General features: G+C 70.1%; 17 protein-coding genes and 1 tRNA gene. 3 read left to right on the top strand and 15 right to left on the bottom strand.

The window, feature by feature from the left end; genetic code table 11:
- Nucleotides 1–8 precede the first annotated feature (8 nt).
- Nucleotides 9–1,814, bottom strand: coding sequence for an EAL domain-containing protein (locus tag Q4V64_RS18665; RefSeq protein ID WP_124442004.1), 1,806 nt, complete (start codon nucleotides 1,812–1,814; stop codon nucleotides 9–11).
- Nucleotides 1,815–2,126: 312 nt separating this feature from the next.
- On the opposite strand from Q4V64_RS18665, the gene Q4V64_RS18660 reads away from it, so the two are divergent.
- Nucleotides 2,127–3,389 carry a M6 family metalloprotease domain-containing protein gene (locus Q4V64_RS18660; protein WP_253267141.1) on the top strand — a complete coding sequence of 421 codons (1,263 nt, stop codon included), beginning with the start codon at nucleotides 2,127–2,129 and terminating at the stop codon, nucleotides 3,387–3,389.
- A gap of 84 nt (nucleotides 3,390–3,473) precedes the next feature.
- On the opposite strand, the gene Q4V64_RS18655 is transcribed toward Q4V64_RS18660, so the two are convergent.
- The 3 genes from Q4V64_RS18655 to Q4V64_RS18645 form a co-directional block, all read right to left on the bottom strand.
- A tRNA-Lys gene (locus Q4V64_RS18655) sits at nucleotides 3,474–3,547 on the bottom strand.
- Nucleotides 3,538–4,143 carry a bifunctional DNA primase/polymerase gene (locus tag Q4V64_RS18650; RefSeq protein ID WP_124442006.1) on the bottom strand — a complete coding sequence of 202 codons (606 nt, stop codon included), beginning with the start codon at nucleotides 4,141–4,143 and terminating at the stop codon, nucleotides 3,538–3,540. Before Q4V64_RS18650 ends, Q4V64_RS18655 begins: the two co-directional genes overlap by 10 nt.
- A gap of 118 nt (nucleotides 4,144–4,261) precedes the next feature.
- On the bottom strand, nucleotides 4,262–4,627 hold the full coding sequence (locus Q4V64_RS18645; RefSeq protein WP_124442007.1) for a hypothetical protein: 366 nt from the start codon (nucleotides 4,625–4,627) through the stop codon (nucleotides 4,262–4,264).
- A gap of 268 nt (nucleotides 4,628–4,895) precedes the next feature.
- Between Q4V64_RS18645 and Q4V64_RS18640 the strand changes: the two genes are divergently transcribed.
- Nucleotides 4,896–6,635 carry a recombinase family protein gene (locus Q4V64_RS18640; RefSeq protein WP_124442008.1) on the top strand — a complete coding sequence of 580 codons (1,740 nt, stop codon included), beginning with the start codon at nucleotides 4,896–4,898 and terminating at the stop codon, nucleotides 6,633–6,635.
- Between the two features lie 272 nt (nucleotides 6,636–6,907).
- Here Q4V64_RS18640 and Q4V64_RS18635 read toward each other — a convergent pair whose 3' ends face one another.
- From Q4V64_RS18635 to Q4V64_RS18590, 10 genes are all read right to left on the bottom strand, one after another.
- Nucleotides 6,908–7,393, bottom strand: a complete 486-nt coding sequence (locus tag Q4V64_RS18635) for a hypothetical protein (RefSeq protein ID WP_124442009.1) — start codon at nucleotides 7,391–7,393, stop codon at nucleotides 6,908–6,910.
- A gap of 93 nt (nucleotides 7,394–7,486) precedes the next feature.
- Entirely contained in the window at nucleotides 7,487–7,711 is a 225-nt protein-coding gene (locus Q4V64_RS18630) for a DUF397 domain-containing protein (RefSeq protein WP_124442010.1), read from the bottom strand.
- 101 nt (nucleotides 7,712–7,812) lie between these two features.
- Nucleotides 7,813–8,067, bottom strand: coding sequence for a hypothetical protein (locus tag Q4V64_RS18625; RefSeq protein ID WP_124442011.1), 255 nt, complete (start codon nucleotides 8,065–8,067; stop codon nucleotides 7,813–7,815).
- 250 nt (nucleotides 8,068–8,317) lie between these two features.
- Nucleotides 8,318–9,175, bottom strand: a complete 858-nt coding sequence (locus Q4V64_RS18620) for a helix-turn-helix transcriptional regulator (protein WP_253267142.1) — start codon at nucleotides 9,173–9,175, stop codon at nucleotides 8,318–8,320.
- A complete protein-coding gene (locus Q4V64_RS18615; protein WP_124442013.1) occupies nucleotides 9,159–9,695 on the bottom strand; it encodes a DUF6879 family protein in 537 nt (178 codons plus the stop codon). Before Q4V64_RS18615 ends, Q4V64_RS18620 begins: the two co-directional genes overlap by 17 nt.
- Complete coding sequence (locus Q4V64_RS18610; RefSeq protein WP_124442191.1) at nucleotides 9,676–9,879, bottom strand: hypothetical protein; 204 nt, start codon at nucleotides 9,877–9,879, stop codon at nucleotides 9,676–9,678. The genes Q4V64_RS18615 and Q4V64_RS18610 overlap by 20 nt, the downstream gene beginning before the upstream one ends.
- 216 nt (nucleotides 9,880–10,095) lie before the next feature.
- The gene (locus Q4V64_RS18605; RefSeq protein ID WP_124442014.1) at nucleotides 10,096–11,463 is read right to left on the bottom strand and encodes an AAA family ATPase; all 1,368 of its coding nucleotides are present in this window, start codon (nucleotides 11,461–11,463) and stop codon (nucleotides 10,096–10,098) included.
- On the bottom strand, nucleotides 11,460–13,049 hold the full coding sequence (locus Q4V64_RS18600) for a hypothetical protein (RefSeq protein WP_124442015.1): 1,590 nt from the start codon (nucleotides 13,047–13,049) through the stop codon (nucleotides 11,460–11,462). The genes Q4V64_RS18605 and Q4V64_RS18600 overlap by 4 nt, the downstream gene beginning before the upstream one ends.
- Nucleotides 13,040–14,332 carry a hypothetical protein gene (locus Q4V64_RS18595; protein WP_124442016.1) on the bottom strand — a complete coding sequence of 431 codons (1,293 nt, stop codon included), beginning with the start codon at nucleotides 14,330–14,332 and terminating at the stop codon, nucleotides 13,040–13,042. Before Q4V64_RS18595 ends, Q4V64_RS18600 begins: the two co-directional genes overlap by 10 nt.
- Nucleotides 14,283–15,236, bottom strand: coding sequence for a phosphatase PAP2 family protein (locus tag Q4V64_RS18590; RefSeq protein ID WP_124442017.1), 954 nt, complete (start codon nucleotides 15,234–15,236; stop codon nucleotides 14,283–14,285). Before Q4V64_RS18590 ends, Q4V64_RS18595 begins: the two co-directional genes overlap by 50 nt.
- A gap of 196 nt (nucleotides 15,237–15,432) precedes the next feature.
- On the opposite strand from Q4V64_RS18590, the gene Q4V64_RS18585 reads away from it, so the two are divergent.
- Nucleotides 15,433–16,026 carry a histidine phosphatase family protein gene (locus Q4V64_RS18585; protein ID WP_124442018.1) on the top strand — a complete coding sequence of 198 codons (594 nt, stop codon included), beginning with the start codon at nucleotides 15,433–15,435 and terminating at the stop codon, nucleotides 16,024–16,026.
- 109 nt (nucleotides 16,027–16,135) lie between these two features.
- Here Q4V64_RS18585 and Q4V64_RS18580 read toward each other — a convergent pair whose 3' ends face one another.
- Nucleotides 16,136–17,632, bottom strand: coding sequence for a hypothetical protein (locus tag Q4V64_RS18580; protein WP_124442019.1), 1,497 nt, complete (start codon nucleotides 17,630–17,632; stop codon nucleotides 16,136–16,138).
- Between the last annotated feature and the right edge of the window lie 47 nt (nucleotides 17,633–17,679).

Genomic DNA, 17,679 nt, shown 5'->3' with positions numbered 1-17,679 from the left:
GGCTCCCGTCAGACCCGTACCTCCAGCAATCCGGAGATACGATCCGGCGGCACCGGCCGCGAGTACAGCCACCCCTGGCCGGTGTCGCATCCGATCCGCCGCAGCCGGGCGGCCTGCGCCGATGTCTCCACGCACTCCGCGGTGACGGTCAGGCCGAGTCGGTGGGCGAGCTGGATCATCGCCTCCACGACGACCTCGTCCGCCGGGTTCGGGGGGACGCCTTCCCCCTCGTACTGGAACCCCCGGACGAAGGAGCCGTCCAGCTTCAGTACCGACACCGGCAGCCGGCTCAGGTACGCGAGGTTCGAGTAGCCCGTGCCGAAGTCGTCGATGGCGATGTGCACGCCCATGTCGCTGAGCGCCTGCAGCACCTGGAGCGGGCGGCCCGCCGAGCCCATCACCGCGGACTCCGTGAGCTCCAACTGCAACAAGTCCGGTTCCAGGCCCGTCTCCGCGAGGATCTCCGCCACGTCCGCCACCAGATCCGAGTCCCAGACCTGACGCACCGCCACGTTCACGCTCACGAAGATCGGCGGCTCCTCGGGGTGGTCCAACTGCCAGCGGCGGGCCTGCCGGCAGGCGGTGGCCAGGACCCAGCGGCCGAGCGGCACGATCGAGCCGTCCTCCTCGGCCAATCCGATGAACCGATTCGGCGTCAGTACGCCGAACTGCGGATGGTTCCATCGCACCAACGCCTCGACGCCCCGCAGCCGGCCGTCCTCCATGCACACCAGTGGCTGGTACTCGAGGGTGAACTCGCCGCGTTCGATGGCCGGACGGAGCGTGGAGGCGAGGGCCTGGCGGGTCATGCGGTGGGCGTTGCGCTCCGGGTCGAAGAGCGTCCAGCGGGACTTGCCGTCGGCCTTCGCCCAGTACAGCGTCGTATCGGCGGCCTGCATGAGGCCCGTGGCCGTCGTGCCCGCCGCCTGCCGCTCCACGACACCGATCGAGGCGGAGACCGACAGCCGTCGGCCGGCGATGTCGAACGGCGCCTGAATCGCCGTCAGGACGGACTCGGCGAGGTCGGCGAGCTGCTCGGTGCCCGTGGAGTCCTCGACGAGCAGGGCGAATTCGTCGCCGCCGAGCCGCGCCACCAGCGGGGTACTCACCCGGCCGGCGCCGGCTTCCTCCGCGCAGTGCGTGAGGCGTTCGGCCACGGCGGCCAGCAGGCGGTCGCCGACGCGGTGGCCGAGAGTGTCGTTGACGGCCTTGAAGCCGTCCAGGTCCAGGTAGCACAGGCCGATCCGGCCGGTGCCGCCCTGCTCGTACGACTCCGCCTCCAGCGCGGCCGTGAGGCGTTCGAAGAACAGGGTGCGGTTGGGCAGCTGGGTCACCGGGTCGTGCATCTGCAAGTGGTGCAGCCGGGCCTGGAGTTCGCGGTGGCCGCTGACGTCGGCGACGCACAGCAGGACGACGCCGGGTCCCTCCTGGGGCAGGGGAGCGACCGTGACCTGCGCCCAGAAGGACTGGCCGTCGGGGTTCTTGAGGCGGCGCGTGCAGCGCAGCTTGGCCTGCCGGCCGCGCAGGATCTCCCGGTAGGCGTGCCAGGAGCGGGCGTCGGAGGCCAGGTCCACCAGGTCGGCGGCGATACGCCCGGCCAGCGCCTCCGGTGCGACGTGGAGGAGTTCGCCGAGCTTGTCGTTGGCGCCGACGACGAGACCCTCGCGGTCGACGACGGCCATGGCGAGCGGCGCGGCGTCGAACACCGAACGGTACGCCTCCGCCGTACGTGGAGATGCGGTGCTGTCACTCTCTGCGACGGCTGACCCGTCGAGGTCTGCCGCGGGCGTCGGCCCTTCGGACGTTCCGCTCACCGCTCACTCCCGCAGTGCAATCGATCGCTGTCCGCCAGGAAAGTGTGCCGATCATAGGGGGCTGGCCCCGGGCCCTTCCAGCCACTGTCCAGTGTCCCGGACCGACCCGCACTTCCGACAGATCGTTTCTGCTCGCGTCTGGACGGGTTCCTCGGACGCCTGACCAGTTGTGACGTTCCGTGAGCGCTCCCGGGTGTCGCTTCTGACGATCCCTCCGCCCTCTCACTCGTCCGGTGCAGGCAAACAGGGCGTTGTATGACAAATAATCACAAGCTGGGTTCGGTATCCCGTGAACCGTTCCCGGAGGTCCCCGTGCCGCGTCAGTTCCCGCGCCCCCGACTGCGCAGCACCGCGGCCGTGTTCACCACCCTTTCGGCGCTCGCCGCGACCTCCCTCGTGACCGGCCCCTCGGTCGCCGAGCCGTTCGCGGCCGCCCCATGCGCCCTGGAGCGCACCGACGCCCACCACTCGGAGGGGCTGGACACCTGGAACGCCGCGTATCCGCGCCCGGCCCGCTCGCTCGACGCGGTGATGGTCTTCCTGTCCTTCCCGGACTCGGTCCCGCTGGCCACGCCCGCCGAGCTGACCGCCGACCACTTCCCGGCCACCAGCGACTTCTTCGAACGCGCTTCCTACGGCCGGTTCACCCTGCGCCCGCACCCGCTGCGGCACTGGATCCGGATGCCGCGGCCTTCGACGTCGTACGCCATGCAACGCGACTGGAGCACCGCGCACCGGGCCGCCTATCTGCGCGACGCGCTCGCCGTGACCGACGGGCGGGTCGACTTCTCGCGCTACGACATCGTCTACTTCGTCGCCGATCCGCACGCGCCCGGCGTGGACTCGGACGCGACGAAGGTGGTCAACCTGGAGACCCCGCTGCGGGTCGACGGCACGGACCTCCGGCGGGTCGTCACGGTCTTCGAGCGGCATCCGCCGGACCGGCTGGTGCTGGCCCACGAGACCGGGCATGTCTTCGACCTGCCGGACCTGTACCACCGGCCGGTGGACGGCAAGGGCGACTGGGACACGTTCGTGGGGGACTGGGACCTGATGGGCAGTCAGTTCGGGCTGGCGCCGGACCTGTTCGGCTGGCACAAGTGGAAACTCGGGTGGATCAAGCCGCGGCAGGTGGCGTGCGTACGGGCGTACGAGCCGACGCGGCTGACCCTTGAGCCGCTCGGCGCGGGGCCCGGCGTCCCCGTCGAGGGCGCGGCCGGGGCGCCGGCCTTCGGGCTCGGCCGCGGGACCAAGCTCGCGGTCGTGCGCACCGGCATCGACAGCGTGCTCGCCTTCGAGGCGCGCGGGCCGGTGGGCAACGACGCGCAGGCCTGCCGGCCGGGCATCCTCGTCTACCGGGTGCACAGCGGGGCCGAGTCCGGTCGCGGGCCGGTCGAGGTGATCGACGCCCACCCGCACACCGAGGCCTGCTGGGAGAACTCCGTCTACCCTCCGCTCGCGGACGCGCCGGTCGCGCTCGGGGAGAGCTTCACCGTGCCGGGGGAGGACGTGCGGGTGGCGGTGGAGGGGCGTACGCGCTCGGGGGCGTGGACGGTGAAGATCGCGGTCGGGTAGAGCCCTGTGGGGCTGGTGGGGCAGTTGGGACTGGTGAGGTATGCGAAAAGGCCCCTCGCTTTCGCGAGGGGCCTATCGGTGTCGTGCGCCGCCAGGGACTCGAACCCCGGACCCGCTGATTAAGAGTCAGCTGCTCTAACCAACTGAGCTAGCGGCGCCTGCTGACGTCGTAGACCTTAGCACCCTGATCGGCGGGAGGAAAAATCGATATCCGCACGGCCGCGCGGGCCGCCCGCACGGCCGCCCACAGCAGGACCTCGGGGCCCGGCAGCCAGGGACGACGGGTGTCCGGCGCGACCAGCCAGCGCGAGCCGAACCGGGTGGGCGAGCCGTCGGCCGAGGGGGCGGGAACCGTCACCGCGTCGCCGGTGCCGTGGCACAGCAGCGGCGGGACGGCCCCCGCGCGGCCGAACTCCTCCCAGCGCAGCAGCGAGGGCAGCCGCTGTGCCGTGCCGGGAGCGGCGAACAGCAGCAACCTGCCCCGGAACGCCGCCACCGGCCCCGACCCCGGGCCCTCGTCCCACAGCCGGTCGAGCATCCGGCGCCCGAAGATCGCGGGCGCGCTGACGACGTCGAAGACGGTGCCGCAGGGCAGGACGACCGGTGCGTCCGGCCGCTCCTCCCAGAGCGCGAGGGTGCTGCGGGGGTATGTGCCCGCGGAAGCGAGCCAGGCGGCGCCGTCCGGGGTGACCCCCGAGGCGTCGAAGCGGTCGCCGAAGGCGTGGTGGAAGGTCTCATCACGTGTGCTGCTCATGCCGCATACGTCTACCGGGCGTGAGCGGTCCGTCTCCGAGGGTTGCCGGAAATCGGGACGGGAGGGGGCGGGAGCGGGTACCTTGCCCGCCTGGCATATGCCCCGCGCTGTGGGCGCCTCACACCGGGTCGGGGTGTCCCCGGCCGTCGGCGCCACGCATCAGGTCCCGGCCGAACTCGACCATCTTCTTCGCGTAGTCCTCGGTCCACTCGGCCCGCGCGGCGATGTCCGCGGCCGTCAGCCGGTCGAACCGCCGCGGGTCGGCCAGCTGGGCCGCCGCGATCGCCTGGAACTCCACGGCACGGTCGGTGGCCGCGCGGAACGCCTGCGTCAGCTCCGTGGCGCGGGCCAGCAGCGCGCGGGGGTCGTCCATCGACTCCAGGTCGAAGAAGTGCTCCGGGTCGGCCGCGACCTCCGCGGGCTCGAAGAGCAGGGGCGCGGGGCGTAGCCGCGGTTCGTTCCGACGCGGCGTGGGCTCCGCCATGTCTTCTCCTCCTCGTACGTACCGGATGACCCGTCGGTGTGTGGGCCGCCTTCCATTGTCCCGCGAACGCGCAAGAGGGCCGGTGCCTCCGGCGGTATCCCCGGTCACTCCGGCGGTATCAAGGTCTGCGGGCCACGCGATGTTCCCCGGACGTCGCGCCAGGTCACTCGGTGTTCCGCCAGTTGCGCCAGCATCGCGTGGTTGGCCTCCCAGTCAGAGAAGATAGGATCACCAAATCTTACGGGGTCCTGTGGCGGAAGGTGAGGCTATGTCCAGTGCGCGACTCCTGCCCGGTATGCGGGTCCTCAAGGTGCGGCGTATCAGCCGCGACACCGAGGACAGCTCTGCCCTTCTGCGCCAGGGGGAGGAGCTGGACCGGGCGGCGAGCGAAGGCCGCTTCACCGTGGCCGGTGAAGTCGACGACGTGTGTGTCTCCGGCGCGGTCAACCTGGATGACCGGCCGAAGCTGGGACGGTGGATGAAAGACCCGCTCTGGCACGAGTGGGACGCGATCATGGTCACGTCGCTGGATCGGATCACCCGGGATCAGCACCACTGGGACAGGTTCGCGGAGCGCTGCCACAAGGGCAGCAAGGAGATCGTCTGTCTCGATGACCCGAGCTTGGACATCCACACGCCGACGGGCCGCATGATCGCCTACATCAAGGCGACCCAGGCTCAGGAGTACCGCGAAGCCATCGTGAAGAAGCGTCGGAATCAGACGCAGTACTACCGGGACGCAAGCCTGTGGGGCGGCGGCACGTGGCCCTTCGGCTATCGGCCTGTCGTCGTGGATCACCATGGCAAGCAGCGGTTCAAGCTCGTGATCGACCCGGTGACTGGCCCCCTCATCCGGGAAGCGTACGAACGTGTCGCGGAGCAGGGATGGTCCATGAGCCAGCTCTGCACTGCTTGGAACGCTCGCCGCCGGCATATCGCGGATTGCGACGAGCAGGGCAGCGAGACGCCGCAGTGCGACTGCCCGCGCGGTGTCCTGACCTCCCAGGACTACCAGCGGAGCATCAACGCCGAAGAGAAGAAGGTGGGCGCCAAGACGCACATCAAGGGGACCAAGTGGAGCACGTCCACTCTCGGCAAGATGTTGAAGAAGCCCACGCTCAAGGGCGTGGCCATGCACAAGGGTGAGCCGCTGCTCAGAGACGGACTGCCCGTCCGTTGGGCTGATCCGATCTTGACGGACGAGGAGTTCGACAAGCTACAGATCGCCGTTGCCGACCTGGGAAAGTACAGGGCGGGGATCAAGTCGAACGCGTCCCCCATGACGGGAGTCCTGTACTGCCCGTGCGGCATGAAGATGTACGAGAACAGCTCCCTGGTGACCCTGCGGACAGGCAAGACCAAGAAGCACCGGTATTTCCGCTGCGCCTCTTGGTCCAACGGTGAGGCGTGCCGGTTCTCCACGTCGTGGCCACAGGAAGAGATCTACCAGGCCGTAGAGGAGTCGTTCCTCTCCAAGCTGGGAGACCAGTACATGACTGAGCGCTCATATGTCCCCGGCAAGGACAACAGGGCTCAGATCAAGGAGCTGGAGGCGGCGATGGAGAACCTTTCCCAGGCCATCGCCCAAGCCTCCTCGGCTGCTGCCGTTACGGCACTCACGACGACGCTGGAGCGTCATGCCACGAACCTGGCGACGCTTCAGGAAGAACCCTTCGTCCCAGGCCGCTGGGACGAGACGAGCACAGGCCAGACCTACCGCGCGAAGTGGCACCAGATGGCCGAATGGAAGGAGCGTGGTTCGTTCCTTCGCAAGGCCGGGTTCCGGATCTTTCTCGTAGGCAGCCCCAAGATCGGGCTGTCCATTGGCCTCATCACCCCGAAGGATCTGCAAGAGCGGGCGAGTGGCGCTCTGCAAGGCAACTGGGCGTCGAGCGACGGCGAAGAGTATGAGCAGGGTGCCTACGCGGCTTTCTGCACCATGCTCGATGAGCTGATCCACGAACTTGACGGACCTGGAGGAACTGAAGCAGGAGAAGTACAGGGATGACTTCCACCGCGAGCTGTAGCCGTCCCGCATGATCCCACCAGGACCCCGGGTTTGTGCCCGGGGTCCTCCCACTTTTTCAGGAAGTGCGTATGACCGGTTTTAGGAAGTGCGTATGACCGGCTGAACCATTTGAGACGGGAAGTGTGGAGGTCTGCCCGGGACACCCGGATGGGGACTGCCCGGATCCCACCGATCCGTTCAGCTCGCACCGACCGGGGGGCTGGTGGTCTGCCCTATAGCCCTGGGCGTACAGGGCTTCTCTGTTGCTTCGACTACGCGACTGGGCAGGCCAGTTCAGGAATCGCGCGATTCGGGGAACACGTCACCACTGCCAGGGAAAGATACGAGGGGCGTTCGAGGTAGAAGCCGTGCGACACATCAGCACCCGAGTGCAGTTGTTCGGCAGCAGTGTTCACCAGCTCGGCCAGCCGTGTGGTGTCCCGGTCTCTCTCCGATGCGAACCGAGGGGCGTACTCGGCCAGCGTCTCACCAAGCCAGGCAGCCGCCTCCTTGGCTTCCTCCCAGCTTCCACGAACGAGGGAACGGGGTTTGATGAGCCAGTACGCCGTTTCGATCGGCGGGAGATCAGCAGTGGGGAACTCTGCGACCACTTCCCGGTAACGCTTGAGTAGCCGCTCTGCCTGTACGTCCTGATCGGAGACCGGTGCTGGCGGAGGGTCAGGGGGTGGCGGTCGTCGTAAAGCCTCATTGTCGAAACGCTCTTTCGGGCCGGTCCACAGGTAGCCGTGATGGTGCACCAGTCGTTCCCGTTCCGTGTTGACGGTCGAAGGACCAACCGGCCCCGGTCCTGTGGAGGGGTGGACCGTGGGCCGGTTGGAGAGGGCGGAGGATCAGACGTTCAGGCCGAACCGCGCCGGGTCGATCCCGGCCGCGTCCAGTTCCTCCGTGGTGAACCGCAGCGGCTGCGCGTCCGGCCGCTTGCTGTCACCGAGGGCCCAGGCGTCGTCGCCGATGCGGGCCAGGGTCACGCACCCTTCGGTGCAGGGGCCGCCGCACGCTTTCACGAACGAGGCCCCGTTGATGTCGAGCGCGTACAGGTCGGTTCCGTTCAGCATCACTGCACCTTCCTGCTCAACTGATCGCGGCCATGACTGACCGCCGCCGCCCATGTCGGACGGGAGTACAAGGGGGAGAGACAGGCGAGATACGCCCGGAATTACGAGCCGGTTTCGCGGGACGCGGCTGCCAGGCTCCGCGCCTCGGACGCGATGCGGAGCGCTTCCACTATCTGCTCGGCGTGCTCGGCCGAGAGCATGCCCACATGTACGAATGGTGCGCCCTGGTGGGTGACCATCGGTCGAAGGTGCCGCTGGACGCGTTCAGGGAGGTCGAGAGCGGCCAGCGCTTCACGGAGTGCGTTGGTGGCGCTGTCCGCGCGACTGCGGCTGTCCCGCCACGTCTGCATGTCCATCAGTGCGCCTCCGCCTGGTGCTGGCGCAGCCTGACGTTGCTGTCGGACACTGCGCTGTAGTCACCCGTGGAACGAGCGTTCTCCCTGGCGACCGAATGGGAAAGGCAAGTCGGACAGCCGGGAATCGCCGAAGGTTCGCGCGGCAACTCGGCCAGGCACGTCCCTTCAGTGAGAATGCCTCCGGGCACCGAGTTTTTCCGTTCACTCTCCATGAGCCCATCATGGCGTCTCAAAGAGCCCGTGTGGAGCGCTAGTTACGTTGACGCATAAAGCCGCCGGCTGCCTGTTCCAGGAAGGCGGAAGCGTCGTCACCAGTCAGCGCGTGCGACCAGAAAAGTTCGAACAAACTAAGGTGCTGGGTTATGTCCCGAGGGTCACGCAATACGACTTCACCGGAGAACAGTTCGACGGTTACCAGGCGGTCGTCGTAGACCACGAAGATGTTCATAGGGGTGCCGGGAACATGCACCCCCTGTGGGACTATACCAATCTCGACGTTGGGTTTCCTGTTGATCTCGGCCATGTGTGAGCACTGGGCTGCCATGGCTTCGATGCTCGCCCGTTGCCACTTGACGGCTTGTTCGGTCATCAAGAACCAGAACGAGCGCGATGGGTCGTCCAGGATGGCCTGACGGTCCATACGGGCCTGCACGGCCCGTGCGACGTCCCTGGCCGGGTCACTGGTCACCGTGGGCGAAAGAGTCTCGATGGCGTACTCACGCACGTGCAGCAGGCCGGTGGGGATGGCTGGGAGGAAGTGCCGCATCACCCGCGAGGAAGACTCAAGAGCTCTTAGCTCGGCTTGCTTGTGATAGAGGCCAACGCGCGCATAAGCACGCCAGGACGCATAGTCCACATTGGCTCGGCGTGCCAATCGAAGAAGTTCGTCGGCCACCTCGTCAGGCACAGCGAGCGCTTTGAGGATGCGCTCAACATCGATGACCGTTGGCAGGGCGCGGCCGGTCTCAATACGGCTGATCTTCGTTTGGCTCATGTTGCAGCGCAGCGCCAGGCGTTCGCCGCTGAGGCCGGAAGCACGACGGAGACCCCGAAGGGCCTCCGCCAAATCCTTCCGTTCCCGTGCTTGTGTCTCAGGTTCGATAGGCACTGAACGGTACGGCACTTTCTAGCGCGAGATCCCGCCACGCGAGATACTTACCGATGTCCGGGTCTTGGATCAGTTCCCGATTGATCTGAGTTCCGTCGGGACGGTAGTTGAGATGCACCACGGTCGTTTCGTCGAACAGCCAGAAATCTTGCTCCGGCAGCCCGGGGTTCGGCCGATCCGTCAAATCAACTATTTGGTAGTCCTCTCCAGCCGCGACGTTTCCGGGGATGCACCATTCGAACAGGTACCGGCTGTACGGCGTGAGCGGGCGGCGCACGATCTTGGCTCGGGTCATCGTCCGCCCGGCCGCCGCATGGTCCCGGATCGTCTGGTGCCATGGCGCGTTGAAGCCCTCCGGCATCGACGCACCGGCGAGGAAGTCACGGACCGTCTCGGCCTCGGCAGGCATGGTGTAGGTCTGGTGAACTTCCAGCCGGAACGCGGAGCGCTTGAAGTCGCGGAAGTACGCCTGCCACTCGTCGCCGTCCAGCAGTACGGGGCTAGAGCCATCCACGGGCACGCGCGGCCTCCTTGAGGATGTCTTCCGGGATCAATACGACCGACTCACCTTCCGGCGTCGGGTGGGCCACGTCGTAGCCCTGAATGGCCAACATGCCCGGCTCCGGGGTGGCGTACACGGTAGGGCAGTCGCCGTTCCCGCACTTGTCGTCGTCGCCGCTCCTGCACGGCCCGCCGGCAATCATCCGCAGTTCGTCCACTGAGACCCCCTCCAGTCTGTGTGGTCAGCAAGTTACGGACCGTCATACGCGAGGGGCAAGGGTGGCCCGTCGTCTAGTCACGAAGTCGCATAGACCCGTGGGTGTGAGTCACCAGCCGATACCGCCTGAGCAGGTAGAACGGCGGCTGGTCACGCGCACTGTGCATGACCAGCCACCGAAAGCCCAAGGCACCGTGGAACGTCAGGGACGCCAGGACACGCGATGCTCCAGCAGGTGGAGATATGTGGTAAGCATCGCGTCCCAGCCGTCCGGGAACTTCACGACCGTGCCCAGCTGGACCGGTTCCGTCGACGGGTAGTCGTCCAGGAGGTCGGTCACGCCCGCTCGGCAGACCACGACGCACGCGTGGCGGTGGCGGGAGGCCAGGACGCACAGGCGGCCCGTCTCCAGGTGGAAGGCGGTGGCGTCGGGGCGGCCGGAGAGCGGGTGCAGGACGACCGTGACGTCGTACTCGCGGCCCTGGAGACGGTTCGCCGTGTCGACGGTGACGTCCGTGACACCGAGGTCGGTGAGGGCCGCGCGGACGACGGCCGCCTGGTCGCGGTGGGCCGTGCCGACGGCGATCCGGTCGGCGGTCAGGGGGGTGGCCTCGGGGGAGCGCTCGGACGTGGCCGCCCCGTCCCGGTCCAGCAGCCGTCGTACGACCGTCGCCACCGCCCGCACCGCCTCGGGGTCCGTCCGCGGGGTGTGCCGCGCGGGCAGCTCCAGCAGGCCCCAGCCCGACTCGGCCGCCTCGTCGATCACCCGGTCGGGGCCCGAGCCGTCCGAGGGGACCGCGAAGCCGAGACGGCGGTCGCCGTGGTCCGTGCCGCTGCGGAAGGGCGTGTACGGGTAGAAGGCGTCGGAGACCAGGGGCGCGGCCGACGCCGGGAGGCGCCAGGACACCGGCAGGCGGTGCTGCGGGAGCTCGGGGTTGTGGGCGAGCAGCGTGGTCACGGCGGACGCCGAGGGGTCGTACGACAGCCCCGCCCACTGCTCGCTGCCGACGATCGCGAACGGGTCCAGCTGGCCCGGGTCACCCACGAACAGCGCCCGCTCGAAGAGGCCGGCCACGGCGAGCAGCGCGTCGGAGCGCATCTGGTAGGCCTCGTCGACGATCGCGTGCCGCCAGGGCTCGTCGACCTTGACGTGCCCCCACTTGGCGGCGGTGGAGATCACGACCGCGAGCCCGGTGAGGTCGGCCGCCTTCGCCGACTTCCGTACGTTCGGCAGGTCGTCCAGCGCCTTGTCGTACGGGTCGGTGTCGCTGCTGTGCAGTCGGCCGACCGGCAGCTCGGGGTTCTTCTCGGCGAGCCGGAGGACGAGGTCGTCGACCTGGGCGTTCGTCTGGGCCACGACCATCAACGGGCGCCCCGCGTCGGCGAGTTCCAGCGCCGCGCGGACCACGAGCGTGGACTTGCCGGCGCCCGGCGGGGAGTCCACGACGACACCACGCGCCGGACCGTGCAGGGTGTCGCGGAGGATCGCGTCGGTGGCGCGGGAGGCCTCGGCGCCGGGGTCGAAGGCCTGCGGGTCGAAGGCCTGCGGGTCGAAGGCCTGGGTGGTCAAAGGACGTCCTCCTCGGTCACGGGGTCGGGATCGGGAGTCGCCGCCTCGCCCGGCGGGCCGCCGTGCGTCCACGGTGTGTCCTCCGGGTCGGGCAGTTTCGCGCCGCCGCGCTGCTCGTGCTCGAAGAGCGTGAAGCACACCTGGTCGCCCTTCTCCGGCACCGAACCGGCCTCGGGTTCCTTGCCCCGGCCCATCTTGTCCACGATCCGCAGGACCAGCAGATCGTCCGCTTCCTGGCCCACGAACTCGGCCGCCTGCGGTTTGCCGCCCAATGACCGGTACACCTTGGCCCGCTCGCCGAGGTGCGGCCGGTCGTCGGTCCGCACGGTCACCAGCGGGCGGGGGCTCGGCCGCTTGCCCTCGCTGTACGCCATGACCACGTCCGTGACCTCGCCCGCGAACGCCTCCCCGGACAGTCGCCGCCCCGCCATCACCAGCGGGTCGTCGAGGGCCTCCTGGGCCTCCAGTCGGGCCTGTTCGCGCTCGCGCGCGGCGAGCTTGTTCGCGGCCGTGACCGCGTCGTCGCGGCGCGGCTGCGGGGGTTCGCCGGCCAGGACACGGTCGCGGTGACCGGTGAACGACCAGCGGTCGCGCGTCCACCGCTCCTCGACGTGTGCGCCGTCGGGCAGCGCCCGCAGCAGGTCCAGGCCGCGCCACACCGCGTCCCAGGTGGGGCGCGTCCGGCTCTCGACCAGCGCGCGGAGCTCCCGCTCGGCGGCGGTGAGCGCGCCGAGCCGGTCGTCGGCCTCCAGGCCGTCCTCGGCGGCGGCCAGGGCCGTGCGGGCGCGGTCGTAGCGCTCGATGGCCGGGGCGAGGAGCTTGTTGTCGAACGCCGGGTCGGTGGCGGGCCCGGCGGGCGGGCACAGCAGCTGGCCCTGCGCGTCCCGCCGTAGCTCGGCGTGCAGCGCGGCCTCGGCGCCGGTGGTGCCCTCCGGTGGGTCGATCCAGGCGAGCAGCGCCCCGAGGTGCTGGTCCTCCAGGGTGGACTGGCCGGTCGCCCAGTGCCGGGACAGTACGTCCGTCATGGCCAGCAGCAGCGAGGAGCCGGGCACCCGGGCGCGCTCGGCGAAGTGGGTCAGCCACCGGCCGAGCAACGGCAGCCGGGGCGGCGCGGGGTACGGGGTCTCCGGGTCCTGTTCCGCCGTACGCCTGAAGCGCATGGAGCGCCCGAGCAGCCGGAGGAACTCGATGCCCGCGCGGCTCGGCACGATCAGCTGCGGGGCGTCCGCGCACAGGTCGACCTCGACCTTGACCCGCTTGCCGGTCTCCGCGTCGGTCTCGGTGCGCTCGGCGGCCTCGACGACATCGGCGTAACCGTCCACATACGGCAGTACGACATCGGCCAGCTCGGCCAGGAACGCGAACCTGAGGTCGCGGTCGCGTGGCTGCGGGACGACCAGCAGCCGCGGCGCGTCCCGGTCGGTGCCCACCAGCGCGCCGAGCGGCGCGCCGGCCTCACCGGCGGTGGTGAGCGGCACGAGGACGAGCGGCCGTTCGGACAGGTGCCGGTGCCGGACGGTGGCGGCGGGCTGGGCGCGGCCGGTGCTGACGGCCTCCAGCCGGGCCAGCGTGGCGATCAGCGACATGGGGCCCCCAGTGCTCGCGGCCCCAGTGCTTCCGCCCGCAGGGTCGCCGCCCGCCGCAGCGCCGCCACGGCCGGGTCCTCGGGATCCCCGGCCTCCCCGTGGGCCGCCGCCAGGACGTCGTCGACCGTCGTCAGCCCGCCCAGTTCGGCGCGCACCGAGCGGCCGAGGGAGGTCACCGCGCCCTCCGTCCGGGAGCGGTCGCGGCAGTGGAAGGCCAGCTCGCACGCGGACAGGCACTCGGGCGCGTAGGTCGCCGGCACCGACTCGACCGCGGCCGTCAGCTCGTCGGCCGGCAGGTCGGGGGAGAAGCAGGTGCCCTCCGGCAGGGCGTCGGCGATGTCCTGGACACGGGTGAGGCGAGCCAGCTGACGGGCGGTCACCGCACGCTGCTTGCGGACGTCGACGGCGGACGCGGTCGGCAGGTTGGAGAAGTCCTTGGGGCAGACGAGCAGGACGTGGTGGCGCACACGCGGCGGTGGGCCGCTGTTTTGGGCGCTCCGCCTCCGGGGCGCCTCAGCCGGTGTCGAGGGGACGACCGTGCTCGACCCTTCGGGCCTCCGCGCTCCCCCACTCTCGGCTTCGCTCGAGCGGGGGGACCCCCATGCCCCCTCGACACCGGCGCGCCCCTCCGGCTCCGCGCCGAGGCGTGCCGAGACCTCTTCCAACGCCAGCACGTACACCGCCGCCTGCCGCGCGGCCGCGCCCACCTTCGCCGGGTCCGCCGAACCGTCCAGCATCGGGAACGACTTGATCTCCACGACCGTCCAGCTGCCGTCCGGGTGCACGACCACCGCGTCCGGCTCCAGGAAGGCGGGCGAACCGGCGACGTCGAGCGCCAGCATCGGATGGTCGAGCAGCGTCCAGCCACCGGCCGCCGTGGCCTCGCGCAGGGCGAGGGCCGTACGGGCCGTGCGGCCCTCCGGGCCGATCGCGGTGAGCTCGGGCACCTCGGCGTCCGACGGCGGCTCCGCGCCGCGGTCCAGCTTCTCGTGCACCAGCCGCAGCAGCTCCGCGCCGCCGTCCGCCTTGACCCGCTTCTCGAAGGCGTTGCCTCGCGTAAGGGCGAACTGCGACTGCCCGAAGGCGGACGGCGAACCCAGCGCGCTCGCCAGCGACGCCTTGTTCACCCCGGCCCCGTCGAGGATCGCGCGCCGTCTGCACCCGGGGTTCGCGGCGAGCGCCGCGAGGGCGCGCGCGTCCAGGGCCTTGGCCGGTACGTCGGGACCGCGCAGTTCAGCGAGCCGCTGCCGGAGCGCCGTCCCCCGCGTCCTTGGGGGCGGCACTCGGCTCGGCTCCGTCCGGGACCCGTGACTGGCGCTGCCGTGGAATTCGCTCACCCACGGAAGTCTTCCATCCGCCACTGACAATTGAGGCACGTGCGCCCAGAGAGACCGGCGCGACGGCCACGACCCGGGCCCGCATCCGCGCCATCACCGGGTCCGCGTACCGCAGCACGACCGGCGCGAGCAGCAGCCCGATCCCCATCACGACCCCGCCCGCGACCGCGTCCAGGAAGTAGTGGTTCGCGGTGCCCATCACCACGATCGTCGTCACCAGCGGATAGACGACGCCCGCGACCTTCGCCGTACGCGTCCCGCCGTACTTCCACAGCATCACTCCGCACCACAGCGCCCAGCCCACGTGCAGACTCGGCATGGCCGCGTACTGGTTCGTCATGCCGCCCAGGCCCCGCGGCGCGCTCGCCTCGCCGCCCCACCAGCCGTACGAGCTGTACTGGGCCATCGTGTCGACGAAGCCGTGGTCCGAGGAGAGCAGGCGGGGTGGGCAGGTCGGCAGCAGGGTGAAGCCGATCAGACCGATGAAGGTGGACGTCATCAGCCAGGTGCGGGCCATCCGGTAGTGCACGGCGCGGGATCTGAAGACCCAGATCAGGATCGCGGGTGTGACCAGGTAATGCAGCGACGCGTACCAGAAGTCGGCCGGTATGCCTATCCACGCCTCGCGCGTGAACAGCCGGTTGAGCGGGTGCTCCGCGTTGATGCGCAGGAACTTCTCGACGCGCAGGATGGCCAGGCCGTGGTCGACGGCACTGGTGACGTCACCCCGCACCAGCAGCCGGCCCGCCGAGTAGCAGGCGTACACCAGGAGGATCAGCGGCAGCTCGGTCCACCAGCGCAACCGGGTCCTCGGGACCGCCTCGATGCCTGGTGACTCGGTCTGCGGCATCCGATCGCCCTCCCCCTTCGTGTCGCGCGGCGTCCCGTGGTGTCTTTCGGTCGTGCCACTTTAACGGCGCGTGTGCGCGCTCCCGTCGAGCGCCCCCGGCCATCAAAGACGCAAAGATCGCCCGTCAGGTTGCCCCTGAACAGCGTGCGCGATGATGGTGGGGTTCCGCCTCTCATTTCTCCCGGAGGTTCCGTTCATGGCACCGCGCATCCTGCTCGCCCGGCACGGACAGACGCAGTGGTCGCTGTCCGGCAAGCACACGGGCAGGACCGACGTGCCGCTTCTTGAAGAGGGCCGCCGGGGCGCGAAGCTGCTCGGCGAGCGCCTGCACCGGGCGCCGTTCGACGGCCTGACCGGGGTCGAGGTGCGCACCAGCCCGCTGGCACGCGCGCGTGAGACGTGCGAACTCGCCGGGTTCGGCGAGCGGGCGGGGACGTGGGAGACGCTGATGGAGTGGGACTACGGCGCGTACGAAGGGATGACGCCGGAGGAGATCCAGGCCGTGCGGCCGGGGTGGCTGATCTGGCGCGACGGGGTGCCGGAGGGTGAGTCGCTCGCCGAGGTGACGGCGCGGGCGGACGAGGTGGTGGCCTGGGCGCGGGCGGAGGACCGGGATGTGCTGGTGTTCGCGCACGGGCACATCCTGCGGACCATCGGGGCGCGGTGGCTGGGGCTGCCGATCGACTTCGGGGCGCGGATACGGCTGAATCCGACGTCACTGTCGGTGCTCGGGTGGGCTTATGGGGAGCCTGCGATCGAGAGCTGGAACGACCTCGGCCACCTGGCATAGCTGCGGGCAGTCGTGCCGCTGGGGCGGCTCCCGACCCACAGAGGCGGCACCCCGCGAGCGCCGGGATGCGCACCCCACCCCCGCCCAGCTCCCACGCGGGCACCATTGTTCACGCCGTACGCGGCAACGACCCGTGCCTCTCCAAAAACGCCGAAACCCCCGAAGCCCGCCGATGCGGCAGCAACACCCTCGCCGTCCCCGCCAGCATCGTCTGGATGCGCGACGACTGGACCTCGCCCAGCAGATCCAGCACCCGCATCCCCGCCGCCGCGGCCTCGTCGGGGTGCCCGCCGCGCGCGAGGTCGTCCGCCAGCTCCGCCGTGTACAGCGCGATGTTCCGCGTGAAGTGCGGGTCCTGGAGGCGGGCCGCGCGGCGCGCGTGCCGGGCCGCGCGCGGCCAGTCGCCCAGCATCGACCAGCACTGTGCCTCCAGCCCCTCCAGCTCGGCCTCTCCGTAGAAGCTCATCCACTCGGGGTCGGCGTCCGAGCGGCCGCGCTCGTAGAGGGCCTGCGCGCGGGCGAGTGCCTGTTCGCAGCCGGTGCGGTCGGCGAGCCCGGCCCAGCCGCCCGCCTCGCGCAGCGAGAGCAGCGACATCAGGCGGGCGGAGCCCAGGGGGCGCGCGACACGTTGTGCGGCCTGCGCGGCGCGCACTGCTTCCCGCGGCCGTCCGGCGTCGCGCGCGAGGAACGCCGTATTGCAGAAGGCGTGCGCCTCCAGGGCGTCGTCGCCGGTCATCCGGGCGGTCGCGAGTGCCTCCGCGTAGTGCGAGCGGGCGTCGTCGAAGCGGCCCGAGTCGTGGGCCAGCCAGCCCACCGAGATGGCCAGCTCACCGGCGCCCGAGTGGAGCCGTTCGGCGCTCGCCGGCCGGGTCACGCCCGCGTCCAGCAGTGCGTAGGCAGCGCGCAGGGGTTCGGCCGCGCGCCGGTACAGGCCGTCGGCGCCGTGCCGGTCGTCGAGCAGCCGGATCCTGCGGACGGCCTCTTCGAGGGCGCTCACCTCACTCGTCCCGACGCGGCGGACGGGACGTTCCGCGGCCGCGGCGTCGAAGGCGAGCCCGATGGGGCCCAGGGAGGCGGCGGCCACCGTGGCACCACCGCCGCTAATGAATGCGCGACGCAGCACGTCGCTCTCCTCGTAGTTGTCGTGCGTCTCGTACAGGTCCTGCGGGTCGTGCGGTTCATACGGGTCTCGCGGGCCATACGGATCGTGCGGATCCTGCGTTTCATACGGCTCGTACGCCCCTGGCGACTCACTCGTGGCGTACGCCGGGAGCGTGGCGCCCGAGGAGGGCGCGTCCTCGGATGTGCGCGCCCGGCGTCCGCGTACGGACGAGCGGGGCGCGAAGCCCAGGTCGGTGAGGGTGCGGCCGGGAAACATGTGCAAGAACACCCGCTCGTACGCGTAGTTGGGGCAGCGGATCTCACCCGCCTCGACCCGGCCGACGTAGCGTGCGTCGCAGCTGACCCGCTCGCCGATCTCACGGGCGGCCCGCCGTACCGCCGCGGCGAACTCGGCCGGCGAGCGCTGTCCGCGCAGGCGCCGGAACGCGAGGTTCGGCTGCGGTGGTGCTGGGGGCTGGGGAGGGGTCTCCTGTGACGACGCCATGGCCGGGTCCTCTCGTGCGAACCGTCGAACCATGCCGGATTCACGAT

It is taken from the genome of Streptomyces sp. NL15-2K, from assembly GCF_030551255.1.
GTDB lineage: Bacteria > Actinomycetota > Actinomycetes > Streptomycetales > Streptomycetaceae > Streptomyces.
This window is presented reverse-complemented; position numbering and strand designations above follow the sequence as displayed.

Excerpts from the sequence above, each read along its gene's own strand:
- Q4V64_RS18580 (WP_124442019.1), bottom strand. The coding sequence starts at position 17,632 with ATGGCGTCGTCACAGGAGACCCCTCCCCAGCCCCCAGCACCACCGCAG.
- Q4V64_RS18645 (WP_124442007.1), bottom strand. The coding sequence starts at position 4,627 with ATGGCGGAGCCCACGCCGCGTCGGAACGAACCGCGGCTACGCCCCGCG.
- Q4V64_RS18650 (WP_124442006.1), bottom strand. The coding sequence starts at position 4,143 with ATGAGCAGCACACGTGATGAGACCTTCCACCACGCCTTCGGCGACCGC.
- Q4V64_RS18600 (WP_124442015.1), bottom strand. The coding sequence starts at position 13,049 with ATGTCGCTGATCGCCACGCTGGCCCGGCTGGAGGCCGTCAGCACCGGC.
- Q4V64_RS18590 (WP_124442017.1), bottom strand. The coding sequence starts at position 15,236 with ATGCCGCAGACCGAGTCACCAGGCATCGAGGCGGTCCCGAGGACCCGG.
- Q4V64_RS18630 (WP_124442010.1), bottom strand. The coding sequence starts at position 7,711 with ATGCTGAACGGAACCGACCTGTACGCGCTCGACATCAACGGGGCCTCG.
- Q4V64_RS18585 (WP_124442018.1), top strand. The coding sequence starts at position 15,433 with ATGGCACCGCGCATCCTGCTCGCCCGGCACGGACAGACGCAGTGGTCG.
- Q4V64_RS18610 (WP_124442191.1), bottom strand. The coding sequence starts at position 9,879 with ATGATTGCCGGCGGGCCGTGCAGGAGCGGCGACGACGACAAGTGCGGG.
- Q4V64_RS18640 (WP_124442008.1), top strand. The coding sequence starts at position 4,896 with ATGTCCAGTGCGCGACTCCTGCCCGGTATGCGGGTCCTCAAGGTGCGG.
- Q4V64_RS18625 (WP_124442011.1), bottom strand. The coding sequence starts at position 8,067 with ATGGACATGCAGACGTGGCGGGACAGCCGCAGTCGCGCGGACAGCGCC.